Annotated in this window: 14 protein-coding genes; 2 read left to right on the top strand and 12 right to left on the bottom strand. The window is 35.7% G+C overall.

The window, feature by feature from the left end; all coding sequences use genetic code 11:
* Positions 1–82: 82 nt before the first annotated feature.
* The 9 genes from HNQ00_RS11355 to HNQ00_RS11315 all read right to left on the bottom strand — a co-directional run bounded on the left by HNQ00_RS11355 (position 83) and on the right by HNQ00_RS11315 (position 7,502).
* Positions 83–616: a hypothetical protein gene (locus HNQ00_RS11355; protein ID WP_173838622.1), complete on the bottom strand. Its 534-nt coding sequence runs from the start codon at positions 614–616 to the stop codon at positions 83–85.
* A 163-nt stretch (positions 617–779) separates the two neighbouring features.
* The gene (locus HNQ00_RS11350) at positions 780–1,226 is read right to left on the bottom strand and encodes a hypothetical protein (RefSeq protein WP_173838621.1); all 447 of its coding nucleotides are present in this window, start codon (positions 1,224–1,226) and stop codon (positions 780–782) included.
* A gap of 164 nt (positions 1,227–1,390) precedes the next feature.
* The gene (locus tag HNQ00_RS11345) at positions 1,391–1,702 is read right to left on the bottom strand and encodes a hypothetical protein (protein ID WP_173838620.1); all 312 of its coding nucleotides are present in this window, start codon (positions 1,700–1,702) and stop codon (positions 1,391–1,393) included.
* A 114-nt stretch (positions 1,703–1,816) separates the two neighbouring features.
* Positions 1,817–3,637 carry a POTRA domain-containing protein gene (locus tag HNQ00_RS11340; protein WP_173838619.1) on the bottom strand — a complete coding sequence of 607 codons (1,821 nt, stop codon included), beginning with the start codon at positions 3,635–3,637 and terminating at the stop codon, positions 1,817–1,819.
* Between the two features lie 31 nt (positions 3,638–3,668).
* Complete coding sequence (locus HNQ00_RS11335; protein WP_173838618.1) at positions 3,669–4,847, bottom strand: AI-2E family transporter; 1,179 nt, start codon at positions 4,845–4,847, stop codon at positions 3,669–3,671.
* A 191-nt stretch (positions 4,848–5,038) separates the two neighbouring features.
* Entirely contained in the window at positions 5,039–5,554 is a 516-nt protein-coding gene (locus HNQ00_RS11330; RefSeq protein WP_173838617.1) for a mechanosensitive ion channel domain-containing protein, read from the bottom strand.
* Position 5,555: 1 nt separating this feature from the next.
* The gene (locus HNQ00_RS11325; protein WP_173838616.1) at positions 5,556–6,140 is read right to left on the bottom strand and encodes a Maf-like protein; all 585 of its coding nucleotides are present in this window, start codon (positions 6,138–6,140) and stop codon (positions 5,556–5,558) included.
* 77 nt (positions 6,141–6,217) lie between these two features.
* The gene (locus HNQ00_RS11320) at positions 6,218–6,745 is read right to left on the bottom strand and encodes a KdsC family phosphatase (protein WP_173838615.1); all 528 of its coding nucleotides are present in this window, start codon (positions 6,743–6,745) and stop codon (positions 6,218–6,220) included.
* The gene (locus tag HNQ00_RS11315) at positions 6,729–7,502 is read right to left on the bottom strand and encodes a Rossmann-like and DUF2520 domain-containing protein (protein ID WP_173838614.1); all 774 of its coding nucleotides are present in this window, start codon (positions 7,500–7,502) and stop codon (positions 6,729–6,731) included. Before HNQ00_RS11315 ends, HNQ00_RS11320 begins: the two co-directional genes overlap by 17 nt.
* 506 nt (positions 7,503–8,008) lie before the next feature.
* On the opposite strand from HNQ00_RS11315, the gene ccsA reads away from it, so the two are divergent.
* Positions 8,009–11,200, top strand: coding sequence for a cytochrome c biogenesis protein CcsA (ccsA, locus tag HNQ00_RS11310; RefSeq protein ID WP_173838613.1), 3,192 nt, complete (start codon positions 8,009–8,011; stop codon positions 11,198–11,200).
* Positions 11,201–11,262: 62 nt separating this feature from the next.
* On the opposite strand, the gene HNQ00_RS11305 is transcribed toward ccsA, so the two are convergent.
* From HNQ00_RS11305 to HNQ00_RS11295, 3 genes are all read right to left on the bottom strand, one after another.
* Positions 11,263–12,213 (bottom strand): tRNA dihydrouridine synthase, encoded by a 951-nt coding sequence (locus HNQ00_RS11305; protein ID WP_173838612.1) that lies wholly within the window; start codon positions 12,211–12,213, stop codon positions 11,263–11,265.
* A 205-nt stretch (positions 12,214–12,418) separates the two neighbouring features.
* Positions 12,419–13,210 (bottom strand): anti-sigma factor, encoded by a 792-nt coding sequence (locus HNQ00_RS11300; RefSeq protein WP_173838611.1) that lies wholly within the window; start codon positions 13,208–13,210, stop codon positions 12,419–12,421.
* Complete coding sequence (locus HNQ00_RS11295) at positions 13,210–13,740, bottom strand: RNA polymerase sigma factor (protein WP_173838610.1); 531 nt, start codon at positions 13,738–13,740, stop codon at positions 13,210–13,212. The genes HNQ00_RS11300 and HNQ00_RS11295 overlap by 1 nt, the downstream gene beginning before the upstream one ends.
* A 232-nt stretch (positions 13,741–13,972) precedes the next feature.
* Here HNQ00_RS11295 and HNQ00_RS11290 point away from each other — a divergent pair, with 232 nt between their 5' ends.
* The gene (locus HNQ00_RS11290) at positions 13,973–14,623 is read left to right on the top strand and encodes a DUF4331 family protein (protein ID WP_173838609.1); all 651 of its coding nucleotides are present in this window, start codon (positions 13,973–13,975) and stop codon (positions 14,621–14,623) included.
* Positions 14,624–14,634: the final 11 nt, after the last annotated feature.

Here is a 14,634-nt window from a genome sequence, read left to right as displayed (position 1 = left end):
TTATTCCAAAATGTAATTTTTGAAATATCTAAAACAAAAAAAGAGCACCCATAACGGATGCTCTTTTAGCAATTAGGTAAAATTAATGGCGGTGATGCCCGTGTGACTCTTTACCGTGATTTTTTTTGTTTTTCTTGTAATCGTTTCTTTTGCTATATCTTTTTTCATAATGACGTTTAGCAGGAGCACGGTGGTAGCGGGCGTTTCTGTTATCACTATGTCTGTAACTAGCTGTGCGACGACCTATTGTTCTTTGCTGTGGTCCTCGATATCCTACACGGTAGGTTTTACGGTGGGTATTGTAATATCTATAAGGGCTGTTTCCTCGGTAATTGTTTAATACTACTTTGTAACCATTATACAAATCATAATTGCGATATTGTCTGGGTAATTGTCTTGAGCGAACCCAATTGCGGCCACCATAATAAATAAATTGTGAAGCGCGTATATCGTAGTATGCTTGGATATCTGGTAAGTAATAATAACCAACATTGTTATAGCCCGATGGTCCCCAAGAAGGAGCACGTCCTATATTTACATTTACAGATACTTGAGCTTCTGAGGTACTCGAGACGAGTAATATGATGCCGAGGGCGATGAGTTTTAGGATTTTCATATTGAATTTATTTTAATTAATAATGCGAATGCAAAAAGCATTACAGCTCTTTCGATAATAGAAACCAACAACTGTGCCAGCGCGCCCATCTATTTTTACATTTATTTACCACAAATAAAATAGCCTAGCTTATTTGCTAGGCTATATTTTCAGGGTCAGTACCTTAGTGCTTGGATTTGCCATGTCCATTATTATCTTTATTTTTTTTACTGTACACTTTTTTATCGTACTTAGAACCTATATTTTTCTGCGGCTTCCCTTTATAGCCTTTTGTATATTTTACTTTGTGCTCTTTATAATGTGTGTACGGAGTTTTACCGTGATAATCTGTTAGTACTACTTTATAACCACCGTATAAGTCGTAATTGTTATATTGCACAGGTAGCCTTCTAGCCCGTATCCATTTTCCGTTACCATAATAAATAAATTGTGACGCTTGAACATCGTAGTAAGACGCTACATCTGGAAGGTAATAATATTCAGCGTTATCATATCCTGATGGTCCCCATGATGGAGCGGTACCTATAGTAACATTTAAATTAACTTGTGCTTGACTCGAAGTAGCTACTGATAACAGTAATCCTAGAACTAATAATTGTAATGTTTTCATAATTGTATTTATGTAAAATTTGATTTGTTTTTTGTTTCGAATAGCTATAAAACAAGAACTGTGCCTTTCCATTTTATTCATCTTTTCAATAAGTAGCTATATTGACTTCAAAAAAAAAGAAACGTGTGATACGTTTCTCTTTTTAAGGGCTATTTTGTTGTCTTTTATAATAGTAAAATCAATAAAAGAACGATGATAATAATCGCTCCTACAGATAGGTAAACACCGTTACCGGTCGATTTTAGGTCGGCTTTTATAGCTCGAACTTCCTTGCGTAATTCTTTCTTTTCGACTCTGCTAAGATCTGATTTATCCATTTCTTTGATTTCTTCTAAGCGGTCTAATTTAAATTGCACTTCTGCAGGAATTTCTGTTGGCTCTGTTGTAGCTGGATTTTTATCTCCTGCGTAAGTAACTGTTGGTAGTGCACATAATGAAACAATTGTCATCATTAAATAAAGTCTAAATTTTTTCATAATAGGTTGGATTTGATTGTGGTTTAATTCGTTACAAAGGTAGCTTGATGGCTTACTTTATAACTATCACAATACTAGTATTAGGTTATAGCATTGCCATTTCTTGAAAGAAATTTACCTATACAACACTGTGCGAGGCTTAGCCAACTCAAAACTTTGCAGACCAAAGTCGGTTGTTTCAAATGCATTTGTTCTAAAAACGTTGTCGCCTTCAAACGGAATCGTAGGGTAGTAGGATAGCGAAAGTTGGAACGAACTAAATACTAAATAATCGTTATTGATTATCACACCAATCCCGATCTTTGAGTAGGCTTTGTTCTTTGTCATTCCCGCTTGAGAATTACCTAATACAGCCACTGAATAATTAAAATACGGATTCATCCTAAAGCCCCAAATATCCTTGGGAGCGTAGGTTTGTGTTTGCAGCGTCATTACCGCTTTGCTGGTCCCATAAATAGGACTGTTGAATCCTTGAATTCCCGCATTTTCATTGATCGAAAGTTGGTCCCCTAAAATATCTGTGCGATGGGTTCCTATTACTAATTGTGGCTTTATAAACTGTCTAATTTTCCAGCGCCCTAATTCTAGTAAATTAGTAAAGTAGTTTGCTTGGAAGGAGAAAGCGGTCTGCTCGGTATTGGATTTATTGAAATAGGTTCCTACCTCAAAATTGGTACTTAAAAATCCCCAATCAAAGTAATCTCCAAAAGAGACTTGTGCTCCCAGGTAGGGACGCCACTGCTCATTTTTATACTGGTAACCCGCCGTAATACCGTAAATACGACCAATAGGGATATCCTCTACGATACCATTTTTAAAAATGTAACGGTCCTTAATAAACTGCCTCGTATTGACTCCTATTCCTGTAAGAAGCAGTTTCTCGCCAGAATAAAAATTCTCTGGATCTATGATTTCGTTAGGACTCTCTTTATAATGGGTGTTGTAAAAACGTCCAGACAAAATCAAGTTGGTCGTACGGTCCTTGATTGTAGTTCCTTTAAAAAGTGTAAACGCTTTCCCTACCCATAAATCCTTAGTGCTGTACTTAAAGTTAGACGAGATATATTCTTTGTTGGCATTTAAGAGCGTGTCTTTTCTAAAGAGTTCACCAAAGGATATTCCACCCGCCCACTTAGTCAATGGAGAGTAAAACGGACGCTCTATTGCAATTCCTTTATCATAAAAATTATCAAGATCAACCTTGTATTTTAATACGGTGCTTACAAAGGTGTTTTTAATATTGGGAACGGTATAGGTAAAATCGTGCGCATCTTTACCATCTTCAAATCGATTGGTAAAACGGTAATCTAACTGGTGTCCGGTTCCTAAAAAGCTTCTTTCGTTTACACCAATAGCTATTCGATTGCTTGAAAAAGACAACCTAGGTTGTGTGGTCCAGGAATCAAGAACTCTAATGGTTACATCAACAGAATCTTTACTTGCACTAGTATATTCCTCAGAAATGGTTACTCTGTTGGCGTATTTTTGAGATCGAATAAGCCTTTCGGTTTCTTCGATTTTCAAAAGGTTGTAGGGGGTGTTTTTTTTGAAAAGCAGCAAATTCATGATAGCGAATTTTTTTGTTTTCAAATGCAGTTTGTTTCCCGTGCGTTCTGACCAGTTTTTAGGCGTTCTAGTGGTATCGGTGTCTGAGTAGCCAAAAGGATCTAAGGTAACAATATTGATATTTCTAATGATTTTACCTTCGGCATTGATGCGCTTCTTTGGAATGCTTTTGTTCTCTTTTTTTTGAGCATCAAGTGGATTAAAAATCAAGCGGTGCACAAACTTGGTGAATTTTCTTTTTTTAGAATAATGTTGGATGTTTTTATAGAAAGTAGCGCTGTCTTTCTCTTCTTTTACTTTTTGAGCAAAGGAAGCAGGACCGCACATGATAACTAGTAGAAGCAGTATGTTAATATAATATTTAAGCATGTTGTAATAGCGTGGTAAAGCAATTTTTATTCTATTCTATTGGGGTAATCGGTGGCTGTTCTTCGTCTTTATTGTCGATTGTGTCGTCATCATAAAAAATGATTGACGGTCTTGTTCGAGCACTGGGATCAGCATAACGCCACACAAAAGTCTTGGGCATATTATCTCCCATTAAATACCCCCAAGGTTCTAGCGATTCTATTCTATCAAAAATGATCTTTAGTATAGCAAGAAGGGGTATAGCCAGAAACATACCCGATATGCCGGCAATTCCGCCACCTATTATGATCCCTATAATAGATACAAAAGCATTGATTTCTACCTTTGTATTAATAATCATAGGTACTAAGATGTTGTTGTCTATAATTTGTACAATTATATTTATCACTACGATCCCTAGCATAATCGAAATATCTGGTGTTGCTGTCAATGATGATAAAACGGTAATAATTCCAGCAATTAAAATACCTATGTACGGAATCAAATTTAATATTCCAGTAACGATTCCTAAAAAGATAAAGTATTTAACGCCTAAGATATACAGTCCTAATGCGGTTAAAACAGCTACTACAATCGTTTCTATTATAAGCCCTACGATGTAGTTGTTGATAGCAACTTTTACTTGAGATAAAATCTCTTTTAGTTTAGCGTGGTGTTTTTTATCAACTAGTTTGGCAAAAAACAAGATAAAGTGTGTTTTATAAAGCAGTATCAAAAAGGTATATATGGGAATCAATGTCAAATCTGCTAAGACATCTGTTAACGAAATTAGCGTTGTACCTAGCACTTTTCCGCCGCCTTTCATTGAGTCTTGTTTTACGTTTTGTAAATACTGTTTTTGCTCCCACAAGCTTAAATCAAATGTGGTTCTTATGTAACCCTGTATGTCGGTGATAAAAAGGTCAATATTCTTTTTTATGCGATCATAATCATTGGCGATATCGCTTATTTCATATGACAGAAAAGTAAGTAATGCGACTATAAGTAGTACAAATAAAAGTACGGTTACGGCCACTGAAAGTACATGTGGAAAATGAAGTTTTTTCGAAAAAAAATCAGATGCAGGAAGTAATAATACCGCAAACATAAATGCCATTAATACAGGTATTAAAACATCTTTACCTATACAAATAATATAACTAATACTAAGAATGCTGATTAGTGTAAATGCCAGCTTAATGTAAAACGGATACTTCGTTGTGTTGCTCATGATTTCTGGGGATTTAATGCTATTAAAAGTGGGTTCTCTAATCTAATACATTAAAGTACAAAAATCATTTTTTACAAGCGATATTATCTTATAGCTTTCGGTGATTATCTTACATAATTACCATTTTAATACTAAGAACTGTCTTATAGGACATACATAATTTGTAAAATGAACAGTTGCTGTTTACGATTTTAAAAGTGAGTTTTCGAAATCAAAATCCCTTTCTGGAATAGCAGGTTGTTTGGATAGATGATGATTTCGCCTTCCTTTGTTTTTAGCGAAACGTGAAAAGCGCGTATGTCTTCGATTTCGCCAATGATAGGGTAGTCTTTATCAAGTATTTGGATTACATCACCAATTTTGAAAGGGAATGAGAAAAACAAAATCACTCCAGATGTAATGTTGCTTAAAATAGACCATTGTGCAAACATGGCCACACCTACAATTGTCGCTACAGAAGAAACCGTGATAAAGATATCCTTTGCTTGTACACCCCAAATGATGATAATACCTATTACGGCAAGGATTCCTAGTAAAATATGAATGTACTTTACCACAAGATTGGTGCGGTGTTCCATGCGATTTGTAAGCGCCGCAAAGCTTCTTACAATGCGCGCTAAGATTACTCTTAAAACAACTAAAAGTAATAGTAATAAGAGCGAACTAATAAGTTCTTTGCTGTAGTTTTGAAAGAAGCTATCGTACATTTTATGGCAATTGATTTAAATATTCATACACTTTATCAACAGGCATCCCCATTACATTAGCATACGATCCTTCGATTTTTGATACGGCGATAGCACCAATCCATTCTTGGATTCCGTAAGCACCAGCTTTATCATACGGTTTGTAATTTGAAATGTAATACTGGATTGCCTCATCACTTATCGCGTTAAAGGTCACCTTTGTGGTTTCGTGAAAAACCGTTGTCGTATCCATTGTTTTAAAACACACCGATGTTATCACTTCATGTGTAGCGTTAGAAAGCGATTGCAATGTTTTAAAAGCGTCTTGCTCATCTTTAGGTTTTCCTAAGGCGATGTTATTGTGCCAAACTATCGTGTCGCTAGTGATCAATAAATCATTTTCTTTCAACGCTCCATCAAAGGCGTAGGACTTCAACTCAGCTAAGAAGTCAGTGATTTCAAAGCCTTTTAGTTCAGGAGGATAGACTTCTTCAATTTCTTTTAATCGAATTTCAAAATCAAGGTCTAAATCCTTAAAAAACTGCTGTCTTCTTGGCGAACCTGAAGCTAGTATTAAATTGTAATTTTTAAGTTTTTCTCTAAGCATCGTTTGGTATTCTTATGGATTTATAATCTTTTTTTTTATTCGAAAAAGCCGTTTTGTAAGCGAGTTGATTTGTGGTATTAATCGTGAGCGCCATCAAAGTGAGTCATCCACTTTCCGTGTACTTTCATCACTTGTTCGATTACATCTCTTGCTGCGGCTTTACCACCGTTTTTATGCGAAATATACTTAGAGATAGCTTTGATTTCAGGACAAGCATCTTGCGGGCAAGTAGGTAATCCTACTAATTTCATGACATGGTAATCAGGAATATCATCTCCCATGTATAACACTTGTTCTGGTTTGATATTGTATAACTCTACGTATTCCTTGAATGTCTCCACTTTATCAGGAGTTCCTAAATGAATATCAGTAATTCCTAGATTGCGCAGTCTCACTCGCACACCTTCATTGCTTCCTCCTGAGATTACACATACATTGTAGCCGTTTTCTACAGCTGCTTTCATTGCATAACCATCCCTAATGTTCATTGTACGAAGTATTTCTCCTGCAGTAGTTACTACCACTGAACTATCTGTTAATACACCATCTACGTCAAATATGAATGTGGTGATGTCGTTCATTAATTCTTTATAACTTTTTGCCATTGTGCTGTATTGATTGTGTTAGTAATTTGTAAATTTTGAGTTGGTTATCATCATTTATGAAAGCCTCATGTGCTTCAATAGTGAGTTGGTCGTTGCGTTTTGCAGGTCCGGTTTGTGCTTGCTCAGGATCTAATGTTGCAATCTTTTTTGCTGTTTCTAGAATGAGCGGTTTTAAAACAGCAAAAGGCACTTTGTTTGCTACGCAAATGTCATTTGCAATTTGGTATAAATGATTACTAAAATTATTAGCAAAAACTGCCGCTACATGCAAGGCTTTACGTTGTTGCGAATTAATTGCTGTCGCATGATCAGAGATGATTTTCCCCACTTTGTTAAGTGTGTGAAAGTCAATACTGTTTTCGGCCTCTAGACACAGCGGTATGGTTTTAAAATCGACTGCAGCTCCCTTAGTAAAACTTTGCAAGGGATAGAATACAGCTTTCCTGTTGTTGTCGTTTAGTACGGTCATGGGAATGCTACCAGAGGTGTGCGCTACCAAGCGATTTTTAAACAACAATTCGTTAGAGACTGCTTCTATAGCATCATCAGAAACGGCAATAATATACAAATCGGCCTCTAGTAGTTCGCTGAACTCATTAGTGACTTTTTGAATGGGTATTATTGCTGCTAGGCTTTCCCTTTTTCGTGCAAATACTTGGATTAGCGAGATCCCGCTCTCGGTCTTTTCGGCATTTTGAAACGCAGTGATTAAGTGCTGCGCCACATTGCCTGATCCTATAACAATTACTTTAATCATAAGGCAAAAATAACAAAAAAAAAGCACGTGAATCTAGCAAATAGCGTGATGATGCCATGTGCAGCTTGGAATTTGTGCTGCAAGAATCCTAAAATGTTTTACAAATTATGGTCTGTTAGCAATTCACTTAAAGACTGTTTATTTTTATCGAATGAATAACAAATGTGGCGGTTTGTGCTCGAGAATGTTCCGTTTGTTCTTCTAATGGTTTTGCTAACTGGTTGTACAATAAGTGTCTAACGTGATCGTGCTGGCTTACAGGGTTTGCGTGAGGGGTAGTAGCAAGCTACCGAAGTAGCGCGAATGACCCGACGGCTTTGCTAATAAAGGGCTTATGGCTGCAATAAAAATTAGCCCTTTGTTAGGAAAGGGGGCACGCCCAAAATTTCTTTGATTATAGGCGGTTTAAAAGGCTATTTTTGGATATTATTAACAAATGTACGGCCAAAAAATTCAACATTTTTAAGTACTTTTGTCGGACTTTTTAAAATCGTAATTCTTTACAAATGAATAAAAAATTATTCTCTTTCTTGTTTTCAACCCGATTAATGGCCCTACTTTTTATCGTATTTGCAGTTGCAATGGGTGTAGGAACTTTTATCGAAAGCAAGTATAACACAGACACGGCAAGAATATTTATTTACAATGCCTGGTGGTTTGAGGTGATAATGGTGTTTTTTCTAATCAACTTTTTAGGAAATATCAAGCGTTATCAATTATTGAAAAAAGAAAAATGGGCTACTTTGCTTTTACACTTAGCGTTCATTTTTATTTTACTAGGTGCGTTTGTAACCCGTTACATAAGTTATGAGGGAATGATGCCCATACGTGAAGGAGCGGCTGAAAACCAATTCTACTCAGACAAGACGTTTTTGACTGTTTTTGTCGATGGGGAATACAAAGGAGAAATGAAGCGTAGGGTTTTTGAGGAGCCGTTATTGCTATCGCCTGTTACAAACAACAACTTTACCATAAGTGAAAAATTTGCTGATACTCCCTTTGAAGTATCTTACGAAGATTTTGTGATGGGAGCAAAGGAGTATGTAAAAGCAGATCCAAAAGGAGTTACCTATATTAAGCTAGTCGAAGCTGGTGATGGTGGTCGTGAAGAGCATTTTATTAAAGAAGGGGAAGTTCAAAACATTCACAATGTGCTGTTTGCTTTAAACAACCCTACAGAAGGTGCGATTAACATTAACACTACTGGAAAAGAATATACGATTCAAACGCCATTTGAAGGGGACTTCATGCGTATGGCTGATAAGTTTCAAGGAAAAGTACAAAAAGATGTTGTACAACCGTTAATGATGCGTTCCCTTTACAGCATAGGAGAAAAACGTTTTGTATTTCCTGATCCTGCAGTAAAAGGAGTTATTGCTTATGAATCTAATAATGATTTTAAAGCTAAAACTCATGACGATGCATTAGTGTTAAAAGTACGTGCAAACGGTGAGGAAAAAGAAGTTACAATAGTAGGGTCAAAAGGAAAAATAGGAGAGGCTAAAACGCTAAGAATAGGGAATATTGATTACAGTTTTTTCTACGGAAGTAAAGCCTATGTCTTGCCATTTAAATTGAAATTGAACGATTTTATTGCTCAAAAATATCCAGGAACAGAGAAAAGTTACTCTTCGTTTGAAAGTAAAGTGACGGTTCAAGATCCATCAGAAACGTTTGACGCTAGAATATTCATGAATAACGTGTTAGATTATAAAGGATACCGCTTTTTTCAATCGTCGTTTGATCCAGATGAAAAAGGTACGGTGCTGTCTGTAAATCATGATTTTTGGGGTACAGCAATTACTTACGCAGGTTATTTCATGTTGTTCTTTGCTATGATGGCAATTATGTTTACAAAGCACTCTCGCTTTACCGATTTAAAAAGAAAATTAGAAGTGGTTAAAACTAAAAAATCAAAATTAATTACCATTCTTGTCTTAATGATGAGTTTGAGTGGTTTTTCGCAAGCGCACAACCACGATCATGATGAAAATGGGGATCACGCAGATCATATAGAAAACGGAACGCACACTAGAGTAGCGCCTACAGAGAAGCAACTGGATTCTTTATTGAACAAGTTCCAGGTGAATAAAGAACACGCGGCAAAATTTGGTCGATTAGTGATTCAAGATGCTGGAGGTAGAATGAAACCTATCAATACATTCTCATCAGAGTTGTTGCGTAAGGTGAGTCACGCTAACTCATACAAAGGGATGAATCCTGATCAGGTGTTTCTTTCTATGTCACAGTATGCACAGTTTTGGATCGAAATTCCTCTAGTGTATATGAGGGAAGGAAATGATAGTATTAGAAAAATTATAGGAGTTGACTCTAAAATGGTTAAAGCTCCGTTCATTGCTTTCTTTGACGAAAAAGGGAATTATAAATTATCTCCTTACTTAGATGCAGCTTATAAAGCAGCAAATCCTAACCAATTTGAAAAGGATTTTATCGAAACAGATAAGAAAGTCAATTTAATGGAATCTGCCTTGAGCGGAAGAATATTAAAGATTTTCCCTATTCCAAATGATCCTAATAATAAATGGGTATCTGCTTTAGAATTAGGTGAAGCGGGATTAAAAGGAATGGATTCTACGTATACTAAAAGCGTTCTACCATTGTATTTTGGTTCTTTAAATCAAGCATCACAGACCGGTGATTTTAAAAATGCCGATGATCTAGTGGAAAGTTTGAATGGATTCCAAAAGAAATTTGGTTCTAAAGTAAGACCTAGTGAAGACAAAATCGATTTGGAAATTTTGTACAATAAGTATGATATTCTTCCTAAGTTATTCTTTTGTTATGCGCTTTCAGGGATATTCATGTTGATCTTTACTTTGTTTAGTATCTTCTTTGATAAAAAGTATTTGCGTGTAACTGTAAATGGCTTTCATATTTTAATAGCGGTATTCTTTGGCTTACATACGGTAGCTTTAATTGCGAGATGGTACATATCTGGTCACGCACCATGGAGTAACGCTTATGAAGCAATTATTTATGTGGCATGGGCAACAATGTTCTTTGGTTTAGCATTCGATAGAAAATCTAAACTTACAGTAGCTTCTGCAGCCTTTGTGACTTCGATGATTTTCATGGCGGCTTATGCCAACTGGTTAGACCCAGAAATTGCTAATTTACAACCGGTTCTTAATTCGTATTGGTTAATGATTCACGTAGCGGTTATTGTGGCTAGTTACGGTCCATTTGCGCTGGGTATGATTCTAGGTTTTGTATCGCTTTTATTGATCTTTTTTACCAATGAAAAGAACAAAGCTAAGATGGATTTAAACATTCAAGAGATTACTTATATTAACGAAATGGCTTTAACAATAGGTCTTATCCTGCTTACCATAGGGAACTTCCTTGGAGGGCAATGGGCCAATGAAAGCTGGGGGCGTTACTGGGGATGGGATCCAAAAGAAACTTGGGCCTTGATTAGTATCATGGTGTATGCCTTTGTAATTCACGCTCGTTTTGTACCTGCGTTAAGAGGAAAATGGATTTTTAACCTGATGAGTATGTTTGCTTTTATATCTATTTTGTTTACGTATTATGGCGTAAACTTTCACTTGGTAGGACTGCACTCCTATGCTAGTGGAGAAGCACATTCATTGAGTTGGATTTGGTATTCACTAGGATCGATTTCGCTGATTGGAGCGATTACCTATCCTAAGTATAGAAAATATTACAAAAAATAATCCTGCTGCAAACAGGGTATAAAAAAAGTGTCAACTAATTTAGTTGACACTTTTTTTTTGGTTTAAAACCTTTCGGCTTTTAGTATTTCAGCAACAGCGATTTCGTAGTTTCGTGTGCTATTTGCCTTTTTTATTTTCTTGTGTACTTTATGAGGATTGGTAAAAATCACTGAAAAATATTCCCACAAATGATGCATTTTTAAAAGGATGTGCGTCGCTCCAGAAAGGGATTCACTATATCCTTGATACAAAGTATCATGAAATTCACTGATTAAATCGATCTTGTTCTTAGGATATTCCAGAGTGTCGTTTTTTATCATGCTAGGTAAAAAAGGATCAGAGATCAAACCCCGACCTATCATCCAGTGATCAATACTAGGAAAACGGGCTTGCATTTCTTTAAACTTAGTTACGGTGGTAATATCACCGTTGTAATATAGTTTTACTTTGCTTTGATCAACACAAGTTTGAAAAGCATCTAAGTGCACACCACCTTTATACAATTGCTTGCCTAGACGGGCATGTATGGCAACATTTTTAACATTGTATTTTTCTAAAATTGGCAATACATCTAGAATTTCCTCTGTGGTTTCATAACCCAAACGCATTTTCATAGAAACGATAACATCAGATTCGTTTTGTACGCGATGCAATATCTCTTCAATTTTTGTTGTGTTGCTTATTAGTCCAGATCCCATACCACATTTGGTAACCATAGGATAAGGGCAACCAAGATTCCAGTTTAGTTCTTTGTAGCCCAGTTCGCGTACATACTTAGAAACAAATAGAAACTCATCAGCATCGTTAGTTATGATTTGCGGAATGACCTCTAATTCTGAATTGTTCTCTGGCAATAAATCGCGTTGGTACGAATTCTTTATGATCATTTTTCCGTTTAAACGAATGTATGGTGCATAGAAGGTATCGATTCCGCCAAAAATTTTGTTTTGTGCATTTCTAAATCGGAAATCTGTAAATCCTTGTAAAGGAGAGGAAAGTAGGGTATAGCTCATGTAATATATAAAAGTGCAAATATAACATACTTTTCAGTGCAATGGATTCATTTAACAGGAATGTTATAAAAGTGTATTTCTCATGCTAGTACGTTAATTTATCGACATTACAAATCCATAAAAAAAACCAGACAATCTAAACTGTCTGGTTTTTTTACGATATCAAAGTCAGGACCGCAGTCTTTACTTTCGAAAATAAATAAATTTATACTTTTCCTAAGGTGTATAGTTGCTCCATTGTAGGAGTTAAGCTTCCGCCTTTTGGCTCTAGTGTTATTCCAAATGCTTCGGCATCTCCCGTTTTTTCTACAGCAAATATATGTTGGTTATTAGCAACAAAATTGTCTAGTAAACCAATGCTCGTAGGAGTAAGTGGGTTTAGTTTTAAAGCCCATACTTGGTACACCATTCCTTCTGGTGGTTCAGGTAAGTTAGCGGCATCAATATAAACCACTTCTGTTTGCTTGTTCCAGTACACCTTTGCAGATGATTGTGGTGCAACTGCTTGTCCTGCAAGTTCTACGACCGTATTGTTTACATCTCTAACAACAGCTAGATTTGTTTCGGTAGTAGTATTTTGCAATTGTAATGCTTTGTTTTCTTGCTCTAGTTTGGCTTTTTGTACTTCGGTTACTGCTACTTGATTCGTAGTAACATTCAGTTCATTGTACTGATAACCAATACCTACTAATAACAACAGCGCAGCTGCCCAACCTATGTATTGCGCTACATTGCTTCTAGGTTTAAGATCGATAACATCAGCGTGCTTCAATTCTAATTTTGCCTTAATCTTCTCATAGTTAGCTACTGAGTGAAAAGGAGAAAAGCTAGAAGATAAAGCAATTATAGCTTTTTCAATAGCAATGATCTCTTCGTTAATTGCTGGATTTACTTTGGCTTTATTTGCAATCTCTTCATTTTCTTTTTCAGTCAATAGGCCGTAAACATACATTTCTAAGATACCGGAGTCGATGTATTCTCTATTTTCGTTTTCCATTATACTTTTAGATAGTTTCTTAAATCATTCATACAGTTTCTATTATGTGTTTTCACTGTTCCAAGGGGGATTTCCAGCTCCTCTGAGGCTTCTTGCTGTGTGTATCCTTTAAAGAACAATAAATCAATAATTTGTATACATTTCGGTTTTAATTTTTTGACAAATTCTTTAATCCCGATCGTGTCTACTTTATCCGTCAGTTTATTACTGTCGTCTAATAGATATACGAAATTATCTGAGGATAGGTTTTTTTGACTGTTGTTAAAGCCTTTAGATCGCAATTTATCTATAGAAGTGTTGCGCGCTATATTTAAAATCCAAGTATAAAAACGGCCTTTAGTCTCATTATAGCTATCGATGTTTTTCCATATTTTGACAAAGACATCTTGTAAAACATCTTCTGCTTCTTCTCTATTTTTCACTAGAACGTTAATAACCGAGAACAAACTTTTAGAATACATATCGTATAAGTGTGTAAACGCCCTTTCGTCCTTCTTATATATAAGGACTAATAATTCTTCTTGGCTCATAATTTTGTCGTTTTGTTATTACAAACTTAACCACAAATCAATTAAGTATCGCATTTACAGTTGGAAAATCATTAAAGTAAAATAGTTAAGATTTTATTATGTTTTTAAGTAATTGTTAATCAGGAGTTTGTGTAAAATAGTGAGTTATTTTAAGTTTTTATTTACTTTTTATAAAACCACAACAAACAATTTCCCGTAACTACTTGTATATAACCTATTAAACTATTTCAAAATGAAAAAAACAAAAATGATTATTGGCTTATCGTTAGTCGCTATCTCAGGATTAGTTCTTGTTGCAGCAGACCATATTGATGCGCCATCAGTAACAGGAAACGCGGCAGACATTACAGATGTTTATGCATTTCAAGGACAAGACACAAAAAACATGGTATTTGCAGTAAACACACAAGGGCTTTTAAGTCCTGGCGCAACAGCTGCGGCAACGTTTAGTGAAAACATGCTTATCGAAGTTAATATTGACAATACAGGAGACAATGTAGAGGACTTGGTAATTCAAGCGATTAGAAAAGGAGATAAGATGTATTTCTTTGGTCCTTATGCTCCAGCTGTTAAAGGAAAGACGAGTACTATTGATGTGAGTAAAGCATCTGGAAGTGTTGCTATTTCTAAATATGGCAGTACTGCGACCGTAGCTACTGAAAACGGAATGAAATTTTTTGCAGGTCCTAGAGACGATCCTTTTTTCTTTGACTTGGGTCAGTTCCAGAAAATATTAGGGGCAACAGCTACAGGTTTTAACAATCCAGGGACAGATACTTTTGCTGGTACAAATGTACTTGCAGTAGTTGTAGAAGTACCTAAAACTATGTTAGGAAATGCTACTTCTATAAATGTATGGTCAGAGACTAAGAAAAAACAATAATAACACCTCTA

This window comes from Flavobacterium aeripolare (assembly GCF_013294025.1).
Lineage (GTDB): Bacteria > Bacteroidota > Bacteroidia > Flavobacteriales > Flavobacteriaceae > Flavobacterium.
The sequence above is the reverse complement of the archived record's forward strand: the minus strand, read 5'-3'. Positions and strand labels throughout refer to the sequence as shown.

Coding starts and splice junctions, on each gene's coding strand:
- HNQ00_RS11305 (WP_173838612.1), bottom strand. CDS start 12,213: ATGAGCTATACCCTACTTTCCTCTCCTTTACAAGGATTTACAGATTTC.
- HNQ00_RS11290 (WP_173838609.1), top strand. CDS start 13,973: ATGAAAAAAACAAAAATGATTATTGGCTTATCGTTAGTCGCTATCTCA.
- ccsA (WP_173838613.1), top strand. CDS start 8,009: ATGAATAAAAAATTATTCTCTTTCTTGTTTTCAACCCGATTAATGGCC.
- HNQ00_RS11355 (WP_173838622.1), bottom strand. CDS start 616: ATGAAAATCCTAAAACTCATCGCCCTCGGCATCATATTACTCGTCTCG.
- HNQ00_RS11345 (WP_173838620.1), bottom strand. CDS start 1,702: ATGAAAAAATTTAGACTTTATTTAATGATGACAATTGTTTCATTATGT.
- HNQ00_RS11350 (WP_173838621.1), bottom strand. CDS start 1,226: ATGAAAACATTACAATTATTAGTTCTAGGATTACTGTTATCAGTAGCT.
- HNQ00_RS11335 (WP_173838618.1), bottom strand. CDS start 4,847: ATGAGCAACACAACGAAGTATCCGTTTTACATTAAGCTGGCATTTACA.
- HNQ00_RS11315 (WP_173838614.1), bottom strand. CDS start 7,502: ATGATTAAAGTAATTGTTATAGGATCAGGCAATGTGGCGCAGCACTTA.
- HNQ00_RS11325 (WP_173838616.1), bottom strand. CDS start 6,140: ATGCTTAGAGAAAAACTTAAAAATTACAATTTAATACTAGCTTCAGGT.
- HNQ00_RS11320 (WP_173838615.1), bottom strand. CDS start 6,745: ATGGCAAAAAGTTATAAAGAATTAATGAACGACATCACCACATTCATA.
- HNQ00_RS11340 (WP_173838619.1), bottom strand. CDS start 3,637: ATGCTTAAATATTATATTAACATACTGCTTCTACTAGTTATCATGTGC.
- HNQ00_RS11330 (WP_173838617.1), bottom strand. CDS start 5,554: ATGTACGATAGCTTCTTTCAAAACTACAGCAAAGAACTTATTAGTTCG.
- HNQ00_RS11300 (WP_173838611.1), bottom strand. CDS start 13,210: ATGGAAAACGAAAATAGAGAATACATCGACTCCGGTATCTTAGAAATG.
- HNQ00_RS11295 (WP_173838610.1), bottom strand. CDS start 13,740: ATGAGCCAAGAAGAATTATTAGTCCTTATATATAAGAAGGACGAAAGG.